Genomic DNA, 18,876 nt, shown 5'->3' on the forward strand with positions numbered 1-18,876 from the left:
CCCACATGGTTCACGTGGTTCACCATCACCCCCCCTCACTGACTTCACCCACACACCCTAAAACCCTTTGGTTTCAAGGCTTGTACGTTTTCTGAACCGGATTCATAATCCGACGCCTCATCAGATCCGGCCGTCGCTATGGGTACCCGAGAACGCAAACAACGGGAATTCGCCGAGCGGGAGGAGCGCTTCCTCGCCGCCGCCGAGGCCTGCATCCGGGAAGAGGGTTTCCTGAACCTGCAGATGGCGCGCATCGCTCGCCTGTGCGACTACGCCACCGGCACCCTCTACCAGCACTTCAACTCCAAGGAGGACCTCCTGCTGGCCCTGGCCAACCGGGGCAACGAGGCCCATGTGGAGCTGTTCCGTCAGGTCCAGCGCTGGTCGGCCGGGAGCACCCGGGATCGGATGTTCGCCATCGCCGTGGGGGACTTCGATTTCGCCCAACGCAATCCCGAGCACGTCAAGCTGCTGCAGTACGTGCACACCCGGGCCGTCTGGGAGAGCGCCTCCCCCCAGCGCCGTGAACAGGCGCTGGCCTGCACCGGGCCCGTGGGCGAGATCGTCACCGGCATCGTCCGGGAGGCTCTCGAAGCCGGTGAACTGGAGGCCCGCGGGCTCTCGCCCATGGAACTGGCCTGTGGCCCCTGGAGCGTGTGCGAGGGCATGCAGGCGCTGTCCCAGGTGCAGGGGCTGTTCGAGGCCCTGCGTATCGAAGACCCGGAACGCCTGCGTTTTCGCCAGGTGGTGAATCATCTCAACGGCATGGGCTGGCAGCCCCTCTGGGACCCCGCCGACCAGGCGTCCCTGGAACGGCTGGTCAGCCGCATTCGAACCGAGGTCTTCACCGACCTCTGAGCCTGCATCACAAGGACCTCTCCATGAACAAGCGCATGATCATCATGCTGTTGGGCGTCGGCATCCTGTTCGGCGGCATCTTCGGCTTCAAGGCCTTCGTCAATGCCATGATCGCCGACTTCTTCGACAACATGCCCATGCCCACGGCCACCATCACCGCGGGCGAGGCCCGGGAGATCCCCTGGACCCGGGAACTGGAGGCGGTCGGCAGCTTCACGGCGGTGCAGGGGGCCATGCTCACCAGCGAGGTGGGCGGCATCGTGCGCGAGATCCGCTTCCAGAACGGCGCCCGGGTGGAGGCGGGGCAGGTGCTGCTGGTGCTGGACGACGAGAGCGACCAGGCGCGCCTGCGCAGCCTGGAGGCGGCCCAGCGGCTGGCGGACCTGGAGCTGCAGCGTGCCCGCCGCCTGGCCGCCCAGAACAACATCTCCGAGGCGGAACTGACCCGTCGCGAGAGCGAGGCGGAGCAGGCCATCGCCGCGGTCAACGAACAGCGGGCGCGCATCCGCCAGAAGTCTGTGCGCGCCCCCTTCAGCGGCGATCTGGGCATCCGCCAGGTGAACGTGGGCCAGTTCCTCTCTGCCGGCGACCCGGTGGTCTCGCTGCAGTCCGTGGACCCCATCTACCTGGACTTCAGCCTGCCCGAGCGGCGCATCGGCGAGATCCGCCGCGAGCAGACCGTCAACGTGCGCGTGGACGCCCTGGGGCGCGAGGTTCAGGGCCGCGTCAATGCCATCGAGCCGGCGGTGAGCGCCAGCACCCGCACCCTGCGCGTGCAGGCCACCCTCGACAACAAGGACGGCAGCCTGCGCGCCGGCATGTTCGGGCGTGTGCGCCTGGAGACCGGCGAGCCCGAGCAGCGCGTGGTGGTGCCCCAGAGCGCCATCAGTTTCAGCCCCTACGGCAATTCCGTGTACGTGATCAGCGAGGACGAGGAGGGCCAGCTCATCGTCAACCGGCGCTTCATCCAGACCGCCGAGCGGCGCGGCGACCTGGTGGTGGTCACGGAGGGCCTGTCCCCCGGGGACCGGGTGGCCACCAGCGGGCTGCTCAAGCTGCGCAACGGAAGCCGGGTCGAGATCAGCGACGACGAACAGGTCCAGCCCCGGGAATCCCTGGCGCCACGGCCCGACAACGCCTGACCGGGGGCCCATTCCATGCGCTTCACCGACGTCTTCATCAAGAAGCCCGTGCTGGCCACCGTGGTCAGCCTGTTCATCCTGCTGCTGGGTATCCGCGCGGGCTTTGATCTCAACGTGCGCCAGTTTCCGGAGATCAAGAACGCGGTGGTCACCGTCACCACCGCCTACATCGGCGCCGACGCGGACCTGATCCAGGGCTTCATCACCACGCCCATCGAGCGGGAGATCGCCGCCGCCGAGGGCATCGACTACATCGTCTCCACCAGTGTCGCCGGCGTGAGCCTGGTGCAGGCCAACCTGCGCCTGGACTACGACCCCAACGAGGCCCTGACCCAGATCGCTGCCCAGGTGAACAAGGTGCGCTCCGACCTGCCCCTGGAGGCGGAGGAACCGGTGATCGAGCTGTCCGTGGGACAGACCATCGCCGCCATGTACATGAGCTTCTACTCGGAGCTGCTCAGCAACAACCAGATCACCGATTACCTGGTGCGTGTGGTGCAGCCCCAGCTCTCCACCATCCCCGGGGTGCAGCGCGCCCAGATCCTCGGCGACCGCACCTTCGCCATGCGCATCTGGCTGGACCCGGAACGCATGGCGGCACTCAACGTCACCGGCGCCGACGTGGCCGCGGCCCTGCGCGCCAACAACGTGCTCTCCGCCGTTGGGCGCACCAAGGGCGAGATGGTGAGCATCGACCTGAAGGCCTCAACCGACCTCTCCAGCGCCGAGGAATTCGAGCAACTGGTGGTGCGCGCCGAAGAGGGTGCCATCGTGCGCATCGTGGACATCGCCGAGGTGGAGCTGGGCTCGGAGAACTACGACGTCTCGGTGAGCTTCAACGGCCAGTCCGCCACCTTCATCGGCATCGAGGTGGCCCCCGACGCCAACGCCCTGGACGTGATCGCCGAGGTGCGCCGGGTGTGGGCCGAGCAGATCGAGCCACAGTTCCCCCAGGGCCTGTCCGGCGACATCGTCTACGACTCCACCCTCTACATCCAGAGCGCCATCGACGAGGTGCTGCTGACCATCTTCCTGGCCCTGGTGATCGTGGTGGGCGTGATCTACCTGTTCCTGGGCTCGGTGCGCAGCGTCATCATCCCGGCCCTGGCGGTGCCCCTGTCCCTGGTGGGCACCCTGTTCCTGATGCTGCTGATGGGCTTCTCCATCAACCTGCTGACCCTGCTGGCCATGGTGCTGGCCATCGGCATCGTGGTGGACGATGCCATCATCATGGTGGAGAACATCCACCGCCACATCGAGGAGGGCATGGCACCCCTGGAGGCGGCCATGCGCGGCGCCCGGGAGCTGGCCTGGCCCATCGTGGCCATGTCCACCACCCTGGTGGCGGTGTTCCTGCCCATCGGTTTCGTAGGCGGCATCACCGGCACCCTGTTCATCGAGTTCGCCTTCACCCTGGCCGCCTCGGTGATCATCTCGGGCATCGTGGCCCTGACCCTCTCGCCCATGTTGAGCTCGCGTCTGCTTAAAGCCCATGGCGAAGGCAGCAAGGGCCGCCTGGAGGCCTGGCTGGATGCGCGCTTCGACGGCCTGCGCCGACGCTACCAGCGCCGTCTGCACGGGGCGCTCGACGACAAGCACGTGGTGCTCAGCTTCGGCCTGATCGTGCTGGTCTCCTGCTACTTCCTGTTCATCACCAGCCCCAGCGAACTGGAGCCCGCCGAGGACCAGGGCTTCGTGTTCTCCATCGCCGAGGCCGACGCGCCCACCACCCTGGATCACCTGGAGCGCAACACCGCGGTGATGAACCGCTACCTGGACGAGATCCCGGAGATGCGCAACATCTTCATCGTCAACGGCTTCGGCGGCGCCGGCGTGGGCGCCACCAACACGGCCATCGCCGGTTTCGTGCTCGCCCCCTGGGACCAGCGGGAGCGCTCCACCCAGCAGGTGCTGGAGCAGGACCTGCAGCCACGCATCGAGCAGATCCCGGGGCTCAACATCTTCGCCCTGGTGCCGCCGTCCCTGCCGGGCGGTGGCGGCGGCCCGCCGGTTGAATTCGTGATCCGCTCCACCGAGCCCGCCGAGAACCTGCAGGCGGTGGCCCAGGAGGTGGTCGGCCGCGCCATGCAGAGCGGGCGCTTCATCTTCATCGACGGCGATCTCAAGATCGACAAGCCGCGCACCGAGATCCACATCGATCGGGACAGGGCGGCGCTCATGGGCGTGGACATGCAGAGCCTGTCTGCGGATCTCTCCGCGCTGTTTTCCGGCGGGCCGGCGGGACGCTTCTCCCTGGACAACCGTTCCTACCGGGTGATCCCCCAGCTGGAACGGGTGCAGCGCCTCAACCCGGAACAGATCGAGGACCTCTACACCCGCAACCGGGAGGGCGAACTGGTCCCCCTGGCCACCCTGATCACCCTCGAGGACACGGTCCAGCCCCAGCAGCTCAAGCGCTTCCAGCAGTTGAACAGCGTGACCCTCTCAGGTGTGCCGCGCCCCGGCGTGACCCTGGGCGAGGCCCTGGACCTGCTGGACGGCATCGCCGCCGAGGTGCTGCCGCCGGGCTACAGCGTGGACTACGCCGGCCAGTCCCGGCAGTTCAAGAGCGAAGGCGCCCAGCTGATCCTGACCTTCTTCTTCGCCCTGGTGGTGATCTACCTGGTGCTGGCCGCACAGTTCGAGTCCTTCCGGGATTCGCTGATCATGATGATGACCGTGCCCATGTCCATCGCCGGGGCGCTCATCTTCGTGAGCCTGGGCTTCGCCACCCTGAACATCTACACCCAGGTGGGCCTGGTGACCCTGATCGGCCTGATCGCCAAACACGGCATCCTGATCGTGGAATTCGCCAACAAGCTCCGGGAAGAGGGGCTGTCCAAGCGTGAGGCGGTGGAGGAGGCGGCCGCCATCCGCCTGCGGCCCATCCTGATGACCACCGCCGCCACGGTGCTGGCCATGATCCCGCTGCTGATCGCCGCCGGCCCCGGCGCCGGGGCACGCTTCGCCATGGGCCTGGTGATCGCCTCCGGCATGACCATCGGCACCCTGTTCACCCTGTTCGTGGTGCCCGCCATGTATGTCTACCTGTCCAGGGATCGGGCGGTGCAGACGGCAGCCGATGAGGCGGTCAGGGTCTGAGCACGGAGGGCAGGACACCTGGCCGTAGGTCGGGCTGTTGGTCGGGCCGTGGTCGGGCCGTAGGTCGGGCTTCAGCCCGACAGCGGTGCCAGGGGGAACCTGCGCTGTCGGGCTGAAGCCCGACCCACGCTCAAGCCGGCCCAAGCATGGCGACAGGGCCTCCCGCACTGCACAATCGACCTGCTGGCGTCGTTCATCGGCCCGGCGGTCGGCAGACCGGGCCAATCCCTGATAGACTGGCAGTATTCCAATCCCTGAGTCACCGAGTCCCCGCAGCATGAGTTCCCCTGAATCCCGAAACACCCGTCCGCGCCTGTTGTGGACCACCACCCTGATGTTCAGCCTCACCGCCCTGGTGGCCCTGATCGCCGTGCCCTGGTACGGGATCGCCCATGGCTACAGCCTGAGCGCCTGGATCGCCTTCGGTGCCTTCATGGTGCTGGGCAGCATGTCCATCACCGCCGGCTACCACCGCCTCTGGGCCCACCGCAGCTACGAGGCCCACCCGGTGATCCGGGTCGCCCTGGCCCTGTGGGGCGCCATGACCCTGCAGAACAGCATCCTGATCTGGGCCTCCGGCCACCGCACCCACCACCGCCACGTGGACGACAACGAGCGCGACCCGTACTCCGCTGGCCGCGGCTTCTGGTTCTCCCACATCGGCTGGATGCTGCGCGACCACCCCAGCGGCCAGGCGGACTTCAGCAATGCCCCGGACCTGCTGCGCGACCCCATCGTCATGTGGCAGCACAGGTACTACCTGCCCATCGCGCTGGGCATGAACCTCATCCCGCCGGTGCTGCTGGGCCTGGTGTTCGGCAACGTCCTGGAGATGCTGCTGCTGGCCGGCTTCCTGCGCCTGGTGCTGGCCCATCACTTCACCTTCTTCATCAACTCCCTGGCCCATGTGTGGGGCAAGCGCCCCTACACCGAGGAGAACAGCGCCCGGGACAACGGCTTTCTGGCCCTGCTCACCTTCGGCGAGGGCTACCACAACTACCACCACCTGTTTCAGTACGACTACCGCAACGGCATTCGCTGGTGGCAGTTCGACCCCACCAAGTGGCTGATCGCCACCCTGAGCTGGTTGGGCCTCGCCAGCAACCTCAAGCGCGCCAGCAACTTCAAGATCTACCAGGCGGTACTGGCCACGGAATTCCGCAGGGCCCGGGAGCAGCTCGCCAAAGATGACGGCAGCCTGGAGAAGTGGCGCGGCGTGCTGGAGCAGGAATACCAGCACTTCCTGTCGGTGCTGGAGCAGTGGAAGGCCCACAAGGCGCATCTCTACGAGCAGACCCGCGACAAGATCGCCGCCCACTGGGAACACGCCGCCATGGGCACCCGCATCCGTGAGTTCGAATACCTCCTCAAGATGCAGCGCAAGCGTCTGGCCCTGCTCAAGGTGCAGTTCTCCTGAATCGCGATCCGGCACCTCACCGCGCCCCCGGTGAAACACCCGGTGGCGCGCACGCCCCGTTCCACGACCTCACCCCCGACCGCATCCTCACCCTGCTTGAAGGCGTGGGTGTGCGCTGCGACGGGCGCCTGCTGGCCCTGAACAGCTACGAGAACCGGGTCTACCAGCTGGGGCTGGAGGAGGGCGGTTTCTGCGTGGTGAAGTTCTACCGGCCCGGACGCTGGTCAGACGCCGCCATCCTCGAGGAACACCGCTTCGTGGCCCAGCTGGCCGAGCGCGAGGTCCCCGCCGTACCGCCCATGGAGATCCCCGGCCACGGCACCCTGGCGTGCCTGGACGGGCAGCGCTTCGCGGTCTTTCCCCGCCAGGGCGGGCACGCACCGGAACTGGACGATCCCGACACCCTGAGCCTCATGGGACGCCTCATCGGCCGGATCCACGGGGTAGGCGCCACGGAGAGCTTCCGCCACCGCCCGCACCTGAACCTGGAGAGCTTCGGGCGTAGCGCCCGGGCCTTCCTCCTGGACAACCACATCATTCCCCCCGAACTGGAGACGGTGTACCGGCAGGTGGTGGATCAGGCCCTGGCCGGGGTCGAGCGCTGTTACCAGCGGGCAGGCCATGTGGCCCTGCTGCGCCTGCACGGCGACTGCCACGCCGGCAACGTGCTGTGGACCGACGGCGGCCCCCATTTCGTGGATTTTGACGACAGCCGCATGGGCCCCGCGATCCAGGATCTGTGGATGCTGCTCTCCGGTGATGCCGGGAGCATGGCCGCACAGTGGGAACGCATCCGGGAGGGCTACGAGACCTTCCGGGACTTCGACCCCCGGGAGCTGCACCTGATCGAGGCCCTGCGCACCCTGCGCCTGATTCATTACTCTGCCTGGATCGCCCAGCGCTGGGACGACCCGGCCTTTCCCCCTGCATTTCCCTTCTTCGACAGCCCCCGCTACTGGGAAGACCGCATCCTGGAACTGCGCGAGCAGATCGCCGCGATGGATGAACCGCCCTTGTTGTGAGGCGTGAGGGGTCAGGAGTGAGGATGAAACCCCGCGCCAGGACGGGAAATGGGCTTCAATCCTTTGTATCTTGTACCTTATGTCGTTTTCCTCCCTGTCCAAGGAGCACCCCATGACCCATGCAATCCGAATCCACGAGACCGGCGGCCCCGAGGTCATGCGCTGGGAATCCATCGAGGTGGGTGAACCCGGACCCGGCGAGGTGCGCCTGCGCCAGACCGCCGTGGGCCTGAACTTCATCGACGTCTACTTCCGCACCGGACTCTACCCGCTGCCGTCCCTGCCGGGCGGCCTGGGCATGGAGGCCGCGGGCGTGGTGGAGGACGTGGGGGAAGGGGTGACGACCCTCAAGGAAGGCGACCGGGTGGCCTATGCCACGCCGCCGCCCGGGGCCTATGCCGAGGCCCGCATCATGCCGGCCGCGCGCCTGGTGAAGCTGCCGGACAACATCGAGGAGCGCACCGCCGCCGCGATGATGCTGCGCGGCATGACGGCCCACTACCTGCTGCGGCGCATCCACCGGGTGGAACCCGGTGACACGGTGCTGATCCACGCGGCCGCCGGTGGCGTCGGCCTGATCGCCTGCCAGTGGGCCCGGCGCCTGGGGGCCACGGTGATCGGCACCGTGGGCACCGATGCCAAGGCGGAGATCGCCCGTGCCCACGGCTGCGACCACCCCATCGTCTACACCCGCGAGGACTTCGTTGCCCGGGTGCGGGAGATCACCGGCGGCAAGGGCGTGGACGCGGTCTACGACTCCGTGGGCAAGGAGACCTTCATGGGCTCCCTGGACTGCCTGCGCCCCCTGGGCATGATGGTCACCTTCGGTGTAGCGCGTCGCGCACTTTGCGACGCTGGCCCACATAGTGCGAGACACAGCGTAACGGGCATTTAATCGCTCCGCGAACGCCGCTTAAAGACCGCCTGCGACAGCACCCGGCGCTTGAGGGTTTCGGTATCGGCATGGTCAGCATGAGCCACCCACGAAGCGACCCTCTGACGCACCTCCTCCAGCCCTATGCCACCCCTCGCGTACTGCCAGCGCATCGCCTTGAGGTTGCGCTTGATGCGACGCACCGAATCGCGCCTCAGCAGCCGCTTGTGAGCCCAGATGCGGTAGCCGAGGAAGTTGACGCCACGCGACGCCGGCAGCACCGAGGCCTTGCTGAACCTCATGCCCATCGAGGCGAGCTTGTCGTCGAACTGGTCGCGGATCGTCAGCGCCTCCTGCTTGGTGCGCACGAGCACCACCATATCGTCCATGTACCTGGCGTAGCGCTTCAGCCGCAACTCCCGCTTGGCCCACTGGTCGATGCGGTTGCCGACAAGGTTGGCGATCCACTGGCTCAGCAGGTTGCCGACCGGAATGCCCACCGGGTCAGGATCGGCCGGATCGGCGGTGCTGTCGATGATGGCGTCGATCAACTGCAGCGTTGCCGGGCAGCTGATCTTGTCGCGCACCACCGCCTTGGCCAGGTCGTGGCGGATGCTGGCGAAATACTTGCTGACGTCCATCTTGACCACCCACACGGCGCCGCCAGCAGCGGTCATGCCACGCAGCCACTGCTCCACGCGCGTGGCGCCGACATGCGTCCCCTTGCCCGGCCGGCAGGCGTAGGAGTCGTCGATCATGGCGGCGTCCCAGATCGGGCCGCACAGGGTGCATATGGCGTGCTGGGCAACTCGGTCGCGATAGGGTGCCGCCAGGATCTCCCTCCGTTTCGGCTCATAGACCAGAAAGCTGCGGTACCGGCCGGGCTGGTAGCTGCCCCACAGCATCTCCATTTGCAACGCACCCAACTCCTCCCACAGATTGGCCTCGAAGGTGGCCACCTCATGCCGATCCCGCTTGCCGCGCCTCGCCAGGCGGTGCGCTTCCTGCAAGTTATCCCAGTCCACTATCGCCTCGATCAGGCGCTTATGCCGCTTCCCCACACTGCCTCCATTCGGGTGTTTGAAATGCGACCGGGCGGGGCTTTCGCTTTCGCTACTCACGCCGCCCGGTCTGTCGTATTCGGCCCGCATGGCGGGACCAGGATGGTATGGCTGACCCCCTATCAGGGAATCCAGGTGACGGCGAGGTCATCGCCGCCCTCTCTGTTAACTGGTGGTCACAGACACCGCGCAGCCCCGTATTGCTATTCACATTCCAGGGATTGTTGTTCGCGTTCGCACAACGCGACCCACACCGGACGCCGTTGTCCCATTGACCGCCGGCGATCCACATACGCCAGTGGCGAAGCCCACACCACCCTTCAAAGCCGCTACTGCAGCCGTTTACGCCAGGCGCCGATCATGGCGCCAATCTCCCGGAGCTGCTGCGCCGCCTCGCCGACCCTGGCGGGCCGGACCAGCTTGCGCTCGGCCCCATGCCGCAACAGGGAGTGAATGAATCGCAGCTGCTCCTCGATGCGGTAGATCTTGCTTTTCTGGCCGCTGGCAACCGCCTCAATGATCCGGGCCACCAGGTCCCACAGCGCATCTTCGAGCCGCGCCGCATAGCGGTACCGCTGATGCTTGGGCACCTTGTCGATGGTCGGCGCCAGGTCAATGATCAGTTTCTCGGCCTTATTGAGTAGGACAAGGCCCCGCTGCCGCGGGGCACCTTCAGGGCTCATGGTCATAGGGAGTCACAGACACCGCGCAGCCCCGTATTGCAATTCACATACCAGGGACTGTGGATCGCGTGCGCACAACGCGACCCACACCGGACGCCGTTGCCCCATTGACCGCCGGCGAGCCACATACGCCAGTGGCGATGGTAGATCTCGCCACGGTTGTGCCCAGCATCCTTGCCGTTCTCGACGATGGTGCGGCCATAGTTGTAATCGGCACTGGACGTGGAGCCCACGTCGTAGTGGTCCTGCAGCATCTCCCAGACGTTGCCAGCGGCATCGACGACACCGGCACAGCTCACTGCCTTGGCGACGGTACCGGTGGCTGTGCGGCCGCTGTTGGTGGTGGCGCTCCACGCTGTGTCGTTGTTGCCGTCGTTGCCCTGCGGAGCGCCGTCGGCGTAGACATAGAACTGGTCCAGCGTCGGCACTCGCTTGCCGGCATTGGCGAGCAGGGTTGGATAGTCGAGATAGCGCGAATAGCCCTCGGTACCGGTCAGTGGCGTGGCGTTGTAGCGCGACAGCGGCACGGTCTCGGGCCAGGGGGCGCCATCTTCGGACGCCAGGTAGATATCTACCCACCAGCCCGGCATGAACTCCACCATTCCCGATGGGTCACACTTCGGCCGATGCTTCAGGTCCCAGACGCTGGTCGGCATGACGATCACCGAGGGATCGTAGGCAGCATTGTAGCGCTCGGACAGCGGCCGCCAGCGCCCGTAGTGGAAGCCACCAATGCGTCGCGACTCGTCCGGCCCGTACCCATCCGGTACCGTGATGTTCTTGCTCGCCACCAGGTGCGCGCGGCCATTGGCCTGTTGCACGGCATACAGATAGACGTCATCGCCCAGCGCCAGGTTGTCCAGGCTGCCGTCCTGGTTGGCCGGGGCGGTCGGGTCCCAGTCGATGCGCGGCTGCAGGATAAACCCCTTGCCGTTGCCGCCGATGTTCAGGATGCCCTCGGGCACGGCCAGGCGCACCTCGTCAGCCGTCCGGATCTTGCCCATCAGCTTGAATTCGCCGGCCGCCTGGCCCGGTACCGCCAGAATGCTGTCCGCCATGATTACTTGCCCTCCAGTTGCGCCAGTGCCGCCTCAACATCCTCGACCTCGAACCCCAGGCGGACCAGCCGGGAGCATTCGGTCTCGACCAGCCGGTATTGGGTCCGGGTCGCCTCACCGCTGGCCTCGTCCTCGTCGGTCATCACGCGATACTCGGGCTCCTCGCCATCCGGCGCCTCGCCTTCATCTAGCACGCGATCCACCTCGTAGGCGAAACGGCCGTCCAATAGCGCCTGCCAATGCCGGCGCAGGTCGGCCACTTCGTAGGGGCGCAGCTCGCCGGCCAGCGCCGCCTCCTGCAGCAGCATGAAATCAGCCCGCGTCTTGAGCTGGTTGCGCGGAATCCCTCTCATGTCATCACTCCTCGGTCATGTCTTCGATACACAGCACGCCGTCCACCACCACGACCCGATAGGGCGTGCCGGTTTGCCGGTCCACTGGATCGATGCGCTCGTCGGTATAGTCCTGCGCGGCCTCCAGCGCCTCGGCGGCCACCGTCTCGGCGTAGCCGCGCGAGGCCAGTGCCACCGCCGGGTCTACCTCAAGGGTTACCGCCTCGGCGTTACCCCACTCGGTGATGGAGCGGATCAGCAGATCCTGCGCCGCCCCATCGTCCAGGCTAGGCTTGTAGGTCGGCGGGAAGCGCCCCACGGCGATCAGGTCGCCCTCGGCATCCTTCACGCCCACCTCGCGGATCATCCAGCCACCCGCATCGGTCGGAATCACCCCCTCGATCACCACCCAGTTAGGGTTCGCGTCATCCACCGCCAGATGATTGATCGGCGCCGACCACACCTCATCCACCAGCGCCTCGAGGCCCTCCAGCGCCTCGCGGTCGTACTGCTCGTAGTAACTGTCGCCGCCCCCGGTGCCGGCATGCACCGTCGCCAGCTCCACGCGCGGCCCACCGGCCTGATAGGCCGCCTGCTTTTGCATCCCGATCGCCGTCAGGACCGTATAGAAATCGCCAGCCATCACACCCTCCTATCCAGGAAAAACCGTCGTCCAAGCGGCGGCGTGCAGCCCCCAGCCCGAGCGACCCACATGCTGCTGCGCCACCTCGACCACCAGCGCCGGGCGCACATCCACCGCCAGCCGCGTCTGCATGCCGGTACCGCTCACCCCCGGGTGAGCCTGCACCACCTGCGTCACCAGCCGCGGCCGCACCGTCGTCACCTGGCCATGCGTCGTCGCGCACGCCGCCCGAAACCGCCCGCGCCCCACCAGCGTGAACCCCACCGGGTCCAGCCACGCCGAGAGCCTGCCCGCACGCTCGATCACGCGCACCAGCTCGGCGTACTGCGCCTGATCCATGCCGCGCTCCTCGAGCGTGGCCGTGATCCGATAGGTGCCCGGCTCGCCGTCGTACTCATGCCACTCGGCGTACTCGATTCCCTCGATCTCCAGCGACTCAACCGCCTCGCGCACCGCCGCCGCCGTACCCGCCCGGCGACGAATACCCATGGCCGCCGCCACCACCCCGCGCCGGCGGCTCTCCGGCCAGCTCGCCGACCACTCCTGCACGCCCAGCGCCCACGCCAGCCACGGCAACACCGAAGCCGGGCACGCCCAAGGGTCCCAAAGGTCATTGAAAGGCGCCTCAACCTGCGTTGAACGCACCGTCACCGCCTCCAGCTCGCGCTCCACGCGCGACCGGTTGGGCGGCAGCAGGCTCTTGGGATCGCTCATGCCAGCGTCACCTCGATCCGCGTGCAGAAGGCCGCCTGGGTGTCGTCGCACACCACGTCATCGGCCAGTTCCAGATTCACCCGGCGCACCCCCTCCACGTACAGCGTCGCCAGCGCCGCATCCCGCACCACCCCCAAGCCCAGCCGATGATGCGCCTCGGTGAACGCCTCGATGCGCTCCTCGGCCTCCTCGCGCACCACCTCGGGGTCCGGGCCCGGGTCCACCTCCAGGGTGGCCACGATCTCGTAGGGCAGGATCTTCGCACTCTGCGCATGCACCAGGTCGGTCTGCGGGCGCACCGTCTCCGCGCTCGCCGCCGCCAGCACCGTCTCCAGCAGCGCCGCACTCGCCTCGCCATCGGCCTGGCGCGAAAGCACCGTCAGCATCACCTCGGTCGGCGCCGGCGTGATCGCCGTGGCATCCTTCACATCCGGGTCCGCCGACAGCGCGTGATACACGTAGCCGTCTCGCGGCCCCGCCGTGCTCCAGCCGTCCGGGGCCAGCAGGAAGCGGCGCAGATAGTCCTCGTCGCTCTCCCAGGTCGGCGGCACCGGCGGGTCCACCTCCTCGTCGCCCTCATCCAGCAGCAGTCGCGGCGTGGCGTAGTAGGTCACCCCGATATGGTCCAGCTCCTCGCCCTGCGCATAGGCCGCCAGCAGCATGCGGATACGCTCGTTCTGCTCCTGGCGCCGCACCATCTCGCGGTACGCCGCCACCTCCAGCACCTTGTAGGCCGGGTCGCTCACCAACACCGTCACGCCCAGGCGGCTTTCCAGGTCCTCGAGCATCTCCGCCAGGATCTCCTCGAAGCTCAGCTCCTCGAGCACCCGCGGCGGCGGCAACTTGCTAAGATCGATCACGCTCATACGTCCTCCAGCACCACCGGGCGCCCCTCAGGCAGGTACACCCCCTCGATCGTGAACACCGGCCCCTCGTCGCGCACCTCCACCAGGCGCACCCGCTCCAGGCGCAGGCGCGGCTCCCAGCGGCGCAGCGCCTCAGCCACCGCCGCATACACCTCCACCTGGAAGCGCTGATCCACCGGATCGTCCACCAGCTCGAACAGCTGCGAGCCGTACTCGCGGTTCATCACCCGGCTACCGATCGGCGTCGACAGGATGTCGCGCACGCTCTGACGCAGGTGCGCCAGCCCCTCCAGCGCCTTGCCCGTCTCCGCGCTCATGCCCGCCATCTACACCCCCTCGCACTCGACACGGCAGCGATAGCCGCGCTTGTTCAGCACATGGGTCACCCGGCGCACCAGCCACACGTCGTCCACCCGCTCGCGAAAGCCCGCCAGGCGGATCAACTGCTGGCTGGCCAGCTCCGGCCGCCCCGGCAGCTCCAGCGAAAGGCGCCGCGCCTGGCGCTGCCCCTTGGCCAGCGCGCTGTCCGCCGCCGCCTGGGCCGTGTCGGCATTCACGAAGGTGCGGTTCAGCACCTTCTGCGGCAGCCCCTCGCCGGCCACCGCCTTGGTGCGCTCGGCATGCTCGAAGTCATGCCAGAAGGCCACCACGCTCTGGTAGCGCCGGCGCGCCAGGAAGTGCGCCCGCCAGCGGCTCACCTGCGCCGGCGTGATCGTCGTGGCCGGCTCCTGCTCGGCCAGCGCCGCGTAGCTCAGAAACACCCAGTGGCCGTCCACCGGCTTGAACATCGCCCCGTAGAGGTCGGCCATCTCCGCCGCCAGACCCAGGTCGCTCACCCCCGCCTGGTCGGTGTGCGGCAGCTCGATCTCGCCCAGGGCGGCAGGGCGGAAGAAGGTCGTGAAGCCGTGCTCGCTGGCGATCTCGTCCATCAGCCGCTTGAAGGTGCGCGGCGTACCGTCCGCGAGCACCGCGTCGAAGCTGCGCTCCCGCGGCGCCCGCGCCTGGCTGGTGAAGTTGGCGCTGGTCGCCGAGAGCTTCAGCACCCCCGGCGGGCCTTCATGGGCGATCTGGTCGATGGCGAAATTGGTAGAGACTCGCTCAAAGCCGCCGACATAGCCCAGAATCACACTCATCTCTGAACCCTCAGAGGGGAAGGAAAGCCGGCCGTCATCGGCCAGCTCCAGCTCCAGGGCGTCGGAGTAGTCGCCCGACCGATCTTCCAGACGCAGCTCCATAAGGTGGTCTTTAATCAGCGGAGTGATATCCTGATTGTTCGAGCTAACGCGATAGAACGGCGCGATCATTGACACAGGGGGACCTCATCATGAAAAAAGCAGCCCTTGCGCTGATCGCCGCAATGGCGCTCACCAGCGCAGCCATTGCTAGCGACCAAAAGTGCGTTGCCTGGACCAATGACTGCACCCCGGCAGGGACTAGCGCGAAATGGCAGGCAACGCTTCACTTTGATGGCGATCGAGAGCCCGAGACGTCGGCCTATGATCACGGCATGCGAGCCCAGACCATTGGCGAACAGGCTTGCCGCCGGACCGCCACCGCCTGGAACCCTGAGCGCGTCGCTCGGGTTGACGTAACCCGTACAAGCACCGGCGAAACGGTCACTATTCATTGCTCCTGACTCCACGGCACCTTTACCCTCCGAGACTCCACCACCTCACCCTCCACCTCAGGCAGCTCCACCAGCGTCCCCGCCGGCAGGCGGGGGCCCAGCGCCGCCAGCCCCCGGTTTGCCGCATACACCCGCTCCACCACGCCCTGGGTGCGCCCGTAGTAGAGCTGGCAGATCTCGTCGACCATCTCGCCCTCCTTCGCCCGGTAGGTGGCCATCATGCCTCCTCCCCGGCGTGCTCGAGCTGCAGGTGGAAGTCGATGCGCTTGGGCGCGCCCACCCGGTCGTAGACCCGCCGCGCCTCCTCCACGCGGGTGATGGCGAACTCGCCGTACACTACGCCCAGCCCATCCACCAGCAGCCAGGGCCGCCCCAGGCCGGCCAGCTCGCGCAGCGCGGCGATCTGGCCAAGCCCCCCCTTGTAGTGCGGGTACAGGGTGCCGTCCAGGCTCACCGATTCCTCCTCGGGGCCGGTCCACTGCAGCAGCGGGCGCACCCCCACCCGCGCCTGACTCGGCCAGCCGTAGCGGGCGTTATGCCGCACGCTGTCCGGCGCCGCCGTGCCCACGCTGAACATGAACGGGCCCAGCAGCATCATCACCCGCTCACGACTCTCGGCCTGGCCGCGCACCGCCGATAGTCCCTGGCGCACCCGGCTCACCGAGCGCAGGCCGGAAATAATGTCCACCATCAGTCGGCCTCCACGCCGTGCGCCTGCTCCCACATCGTCTCGTCGCGATAGCGGGACAGCCGCTCGTCCAACAGGTTGGCCAGGTCCTCGGCGTTGGCGTTGGCCCCGGCCTCGATCGTGATCTGCGGGCGGAAGTCCACCCGCTGCACCGTGGTGCCGCCGCCCTGGCGGCGTTCGTGCTCCGGCGCTCCGCGCCGCGCCATGGTCAGCGGTTCGGCGGCCTCGGGGGCTTGCGCGGCCTCGGCGTCGCGCTGGCGCTGCCACTCCCGCACCCAGGCCGGCGCCTCATCCTGCGCCGCCGGGGCAGGCTCGCTACCCAGCAGCTCGCGCGAGCGCGCCAGGGGGTGGGGCTCGGCGGGGGGCGTGTCGCCGCCCGGCTCGGCGTCGCGGCGCGGCATCCGCGTCGGCGCCCCCGGGCCGGCCACCGCCACCACCGGCTCGTCGTTACGGCTGATGCCCAGCGCCCCGGCCGCCCGCGAAAAGGCGTTGCCCACCCACTCCAGGCGGTCGGCGATCCAGCCGATCGCCCGCTCGGCGCGCTCGGTGATGCCGTCCCACATGCCGCCGAACCAATCGGCCACGCCGCCCCAGGCCGCCTCGATCGTCGCCAGCGGCGACCAGGCCAGAATCCCCTTGAGCACGTCCCAGGCCCAGCCCGCCTCGGCGGTCAACGCGTCCCAGTGGTCGCGCAGCCAGGCCAGCGCCCCGCCAAAGCCCCGCTGCAACAGCCCCAGCGGGCTCCAGCGGTACAGCGCCTTCAGCGCGCTCCAGCCAGCCTCGGCCGCCGCCGGCCAGTCCACCCCGCCCAGGTACTCCAGCGCCCGGCCAAAGCCTCGCTGCATCACGCCCAGGGGAGACCAGCGGTACAGCGCCTTCAGCGCGCTCCAGCCAGCCTCGGCCGCCGCCTGCCAGTCCACGCCGCGCAGCCAGGCCAGCGCCTCGCCAAAGCCCCGCTGCATCACGCCCAGGGGAGACCAGCGGTACAGCGCCTTCAGCGCGCTCCAGCCACCCTCGGCCGCCGCCTGCCAGTCCACCCCGCCCAGGTAGTCCAGCGCCTGGCCAAAGCCGCGCTGCATCACGCCCAGGGGAGACCAGCGGTACAGCGCCTTCAGCGCGCTCCAGCCAGCCTCGGCCGCCGCCTGCCAGTCCACGCCACCCAGGTACTCCAGCGCCCGGCCAAAGCCTCGCTGCATCACGCCCAGGGGAGACCAGCGGTACAGCGCCTTCAGCGCGCTCCAGCCGCCCTCGGCGGCATCGCGCCAGGTCAGCCCGGCCAGCCACTCCCGCGCCCGGCCGAAGCCGCTCACCAGCAGCCCCAGCGGGCTCCAGCGGAAGATCTCCTTCACCGCGCCCCACTCGCCGGAAAGCAGCCGCTTCCAGGCGTCCAGCTGGCGGCCCAGCCAGTCGCCGATCGGCCGCCACAGCGGCTCGAGCATCGCCAGCGGATCGAAGCCCAGCCACTCGGTCACCGCCTCCCAGCCGCGCCGCGTGGCGTCGCTCACCGTCGCCCAGGTGTCGCGGAAGAACGGGCCCACCCGGTCCCAGTTGGCGATCAGCAGCGCCGCACCGCCGGCCAGCAGCGCCACCGTCGCCAGCACCGGGTGCGCCATGGCCGCCAGCGCCAGCGTCTTCAGCCCGGCCAGCACCGCCGGCAGGGCCTTCACCGCCAGCCCCACCAGGGCGAAGCCCACCCGGCCCAGCGCCCAGCCCAGCGACACCATCGCCGCGGTGAACTTCACCAGCGGCACGATCAAGGGCGCGCCGATCATCAGTGCCAGCGCCCCGGCCGCCACGTGCAGCGCCCCGAAGCGCTCCACCAGCGCCGCGCCCAGCTCCAGCGCCGGGTTGATCGTCACCATCAGCGCGTCGAACTCGCCGCGCAGCCAGGCAATCCGCCCCGGCAGGTCGGCAGCGAAGCCCTCGGCCCACTCGCGCACCAGCGGCTGCACGTACAGCACCCCGGCGGTGATCTGGTCCATCAGGTCGCCGAACGCCGGCATCAGCGCACCGCCGATGATATTGCGCAGCCCCAGCATCGACTTGCGCATGTCCAGCATCTGGTCGGCGAACTGCTCGCCCTGGCGCGCCGTCTCGTCGGAAAGGATGAAGCCCAGATCCCGCGCCCGCTCGCGCAGCCGGTCGATCTCGTCGGCGCCGTCGCGCACCATCCGCGACATGTCCATGCCGGCCCGGCTGAACGCCGCCGCCGCCATGCCGTTACGCTCGGTCTGGTCTGCCGCGCCCTCCATGGCGCGCATGTAGAGGCTCAGCGCCTCATTGGTGTCGCGCGCATGGGTCAGCTGCTCGAGCAGCTCGGGGTTGGTCTCCTTCAGTCGCGAATGCAGCGCCCCGGTGCCGTCACGGGCATCGGCCAGGCGCCGCGAGAAGGCCGCAAGCGAGCTGTTGAAGGTCGACTGACTCACCCCCATGCGCTCGGCGGCGTACTGCCACTCCTGCAGGCTCTCCACCGGGATGTCCATCTGGTCGGCGAACTTGGCCAGCTCGTCGGCGCTGTTGGCCACCGCCACCGTGATGCCGGTCAGCGCCGCCGCGCCGGCGGCGCTGACCGCCGCCAGGCGGCGACCCACGCGCCCCGCGGTGTCGTACAGCTCGCGGCCCGCCTCGCCGGCCCGGCTGAAATTCTCCGTCACCCGCTCGAAGCCCACCTGGCGGCCGATCGATTCGGCATTACGCTTGAACGCGCCCAGGCTCTCCTGGGCGCGCTTCACCGGTGCCGTCATCTGGTCCTGCATGCGCAGCAGGACGGAAAGGGCCATGTTCGAGCC

At 68.2% G+C, this 18,876-nt stretch carries 19 protein-coding genes; 7 read left to right on the top strand and 12 right to left on the bottom strand.

Going from position 1 to position 18,876, the window contains the following annotated elements:
- The first annotated feature begins 138 nt into the window (after positions 1-138).
- From TGR7_RS08070 to TGR7_RS08095, 6 genes are all read left to right on the top strand, one after another.
- Complete coding sequence (locus tag TGR7_RS08070) at positions 139-858, top strand: TetR/AcrR family transcriptional regulator (protein WP_012638175.1); 720 nt, start codon at positions 139-141, stop codon at positions 856-858.
- 23 nt (positions 859-881) lie between these two features.
- Positions 882-2,000, top strand: coding sequence for an efflux RND transporter periplasmic adaptor subunit (locus tag TGR7_RS08075; RefSeq protein ID WP_012638176.1), 1,119 nt, complete (start codon positions 882-884; stop codon positions 1,998-2,000).
- A gap of 15 nt (positions 2,001-2,015) precedes the next feature.
- Positions 2,016-5,102 carry an efflux RND transporter permease subunit gene (locus tag TGR7_RS08080; protein WP_012638177.1) on the top strand — a complete coding sequence of 1,029 codons (3,087 nt, stop codon included), beginning with the start codon at positions 2,016-2,018 and terminating at the stop codon, positions 5,100-5,102.
- Between the two features lie 277 nt (positions 5,103-5,379).
- Complete coding sequence (locus TGR7_RS08085) at positions 5,380-6,519, top strand: acyl-CoA desaturase (RefSeq protein ID WP_012638178.1); 1,140 nt, start codon at positions 5,380-5,382, stop codon at positions 6,517-6,519.
- A complete protein-coding gene (locus TGR7_RS08090) occupies positions 6,516-7,541 on the top strand; it encodes a serine/threonine protein kinase (protein ID WP_081434263.1) in 1,026 nt (341 codons plus the stop codon). The genes TGR7_RS08085 and TGR7_RS08090 overlap by 4 nt, the downstream gene beginning before the upstream one ends.
- 112 nt (positions 7,542-7,653) lie before the next feature.
- Entirely contained in the window at positions 7,654-8,436 is a 783-nt protein-coding gene (locus TGR7_RS08095) for a quinone oxidoreductase family protein (protein ID WP_012638180.1), read from the top strand.
- Here TGR7_RS08095 and TGR7_RS08100 read toward each other — a convergent pair.
- From TGR7_RS08100 to TGR7_RS08140, 9 genes are all read right to left on the bottom strand, one after another.
- Positions 8,433-9,566, bottom strand: coding sequence for an RNA-directed DNA polymerase (locus TGR7_RS08100; protein WP_012638181.1), 1,134 nt, complete (start codon positions 9,564-9,566; stop codon positions 8,433-8,435). The genes TGR7_RS08095 and TGR7_RS08100 overlap by 4 nt on opposite strands.
- 239 nt (positions 9,567-9,805) lie before the next feature.
- Positions 9,806-10,159, bottom strand: a complete 354-nt coding sequence (gene avd, locus TGR7_RS08105) for a diversity-generating retroelement protein Avd (RefSeq protein WP_245522962.1) — start codon at positions 10,157-10,159, stop codon at positions 9,806-9,808.
- Positions 10,160-10,161: 2 nt separating this feature from the next.
- Positions 10,162-11,217: a phage major tropism determinant gene (locus TGR7_RS08110; protein WP_012638183.1), complete on the bottom strand. Its 1,056-nt coding sequence runs from the start codon at positions 11,215-11,217 to the stop codon at positions 10,162-10,164.
- Between the two features lie 2 nt (positions 11,218-11,219).
- Complete coding sequence (locus tag TGR7_RS08115) at positions 11,220-11,570, bottom strand: hypothetical protein (protein WP_012638184.1); 351 nt, start codon at positions 11,568-11,570, stop codon at positions 11,220-11,222.
- Positions 11,571-11,574: 4 nt separating this feature from the next.
- Positions 11,575-12,192: a phage tail protein gene (locus TGR7_RS08120; RefSeq protein WP_012638185.1), complete on the bottom strand. Its 618-nt coding sequence runs from the start codon at positions 12,190-12,192 to the stop codon at positions 11,575-11,577.
- Positions 12,193-12,201: 9 nt separating this feature from the next.
- A complete protein-coding gene (locus TGR7_RS16765) occupies positions 12,202-12,906 on the bottom strand; it encodes a phage tail protein I (RefSeq protein ID WP_012638186.1) in 705 nt (234 codons plus the stop codon).
- Positions 12,903-13,772: a baseplate assembly protein gene (locus TGR7_RS08130; protein WP_012638187.1), complete on the bottom strand. Its 870-nt coding sequence runs from the start codon at positions 13,770-13,772 to the stop codon at positions 12,903-12,905. Before TGR7_RS08130 ends, TGR7_RS16765 begins: the two co-directional genes overlap by 4 nt.
- A complete protein-coding gene (locus TGR7_RS08135) occupies positions 13,769-14,089 on the bottom strand; it encodes a GPW/gp25 family protein (protein WP_245522963.1) in 321 nt (106 codons plus the stop codon). Before TGR7_RS08135 ends, TGR7_RS08130 begins: the two co-directional genes overlap by 4 nt.
- 9 nt (positions 14,090-14,098) lie before the next feature.
- On the bottom strand, positions 14,099-15,007 hold the full coding sequence (locus TGR7_RS08140) for a phage late control D family protein (protein WP_041441296.1): 909 nt from the start codon (positions 15,005-15,007) through the stop codon (positions 14,099-14,101).
- 89 nt (positions 15,008-15,096) lie between these two features.
- Between TGR7_RS08140 and TGR7_RS08145 the strand changes: the two genes are divergently transcribed.
- Entirely contained in the window at positions 15,097-15,408 is a 312-nt protein-coding gene (locus TGR7_RS08145) for a hypothetical protein (RefSeq protein WP_148211478.1), read from the top strand.
- Here TGR7_RS08145 and TGR7_RS08150 read toward each other — a convergent pair.
- From TGR7_RS08150 to TGR7_RS08160, 3 genes are read right to left on the bottom strand one after another with little or no spacing between them, the layout of a single operon-like run.
- Positions 15,396-15,620, bottom strand: coding sequence for a tail protein X (locus tag TGR7_RS08150; protein ID WP_425358065.1), 225 nt, complete (start codon positions 15,618-15,620; stop codon positions 15,396-15,398). The genes TGR7_RS08145 and TGR7_RS08150 overlap by 13 nt on opposite strands.
- Positions 15,617-16,090 (bottom strand): phage tail protein, encoded by a 474-nt coding sequence (locus tag TGR7_RS08155; RefSeq protein WP_049764637.1) that lies wholly within the window; start codon positions 16,088-16,090, stop codon positions 15,617-15,619. Before TGR7_RS08155 ends, TGR7_RS08150 begins: the two co-directional genes overlap by 4 nt.
- On the bottom strand, positions 16,090-18,867 hold the full coding sequence (locus tag TGR7_RS08160) for a phage tail tape measure protein (RefSeq protein ID WP_012638192.1): 2,778 nt from the start codon (positions 18,865-18,867) through the stop codon (positions 16,090-16,092). The genes TGR7_RS08155 and TGR7_RS08160 overlap by 1 nt, the downstream gene beginning before the upstream one ends.
- Positions 18,868-18,876: the final 9 nt, after the last annotated feature.

The organism is Thioalkalivibrio sulfidiphilus HL-EbGr7 (assembly GCF_000021985.1).
Classification (GTDB): Bacteria; Pseudomonadota; Gammaproteobacteria; order Ectothiorhodospirales; family Ectothiorhodospiraceae; genus Thioalkalivibrio_A; species Thioalkalivibrio_A sulfidiphilus.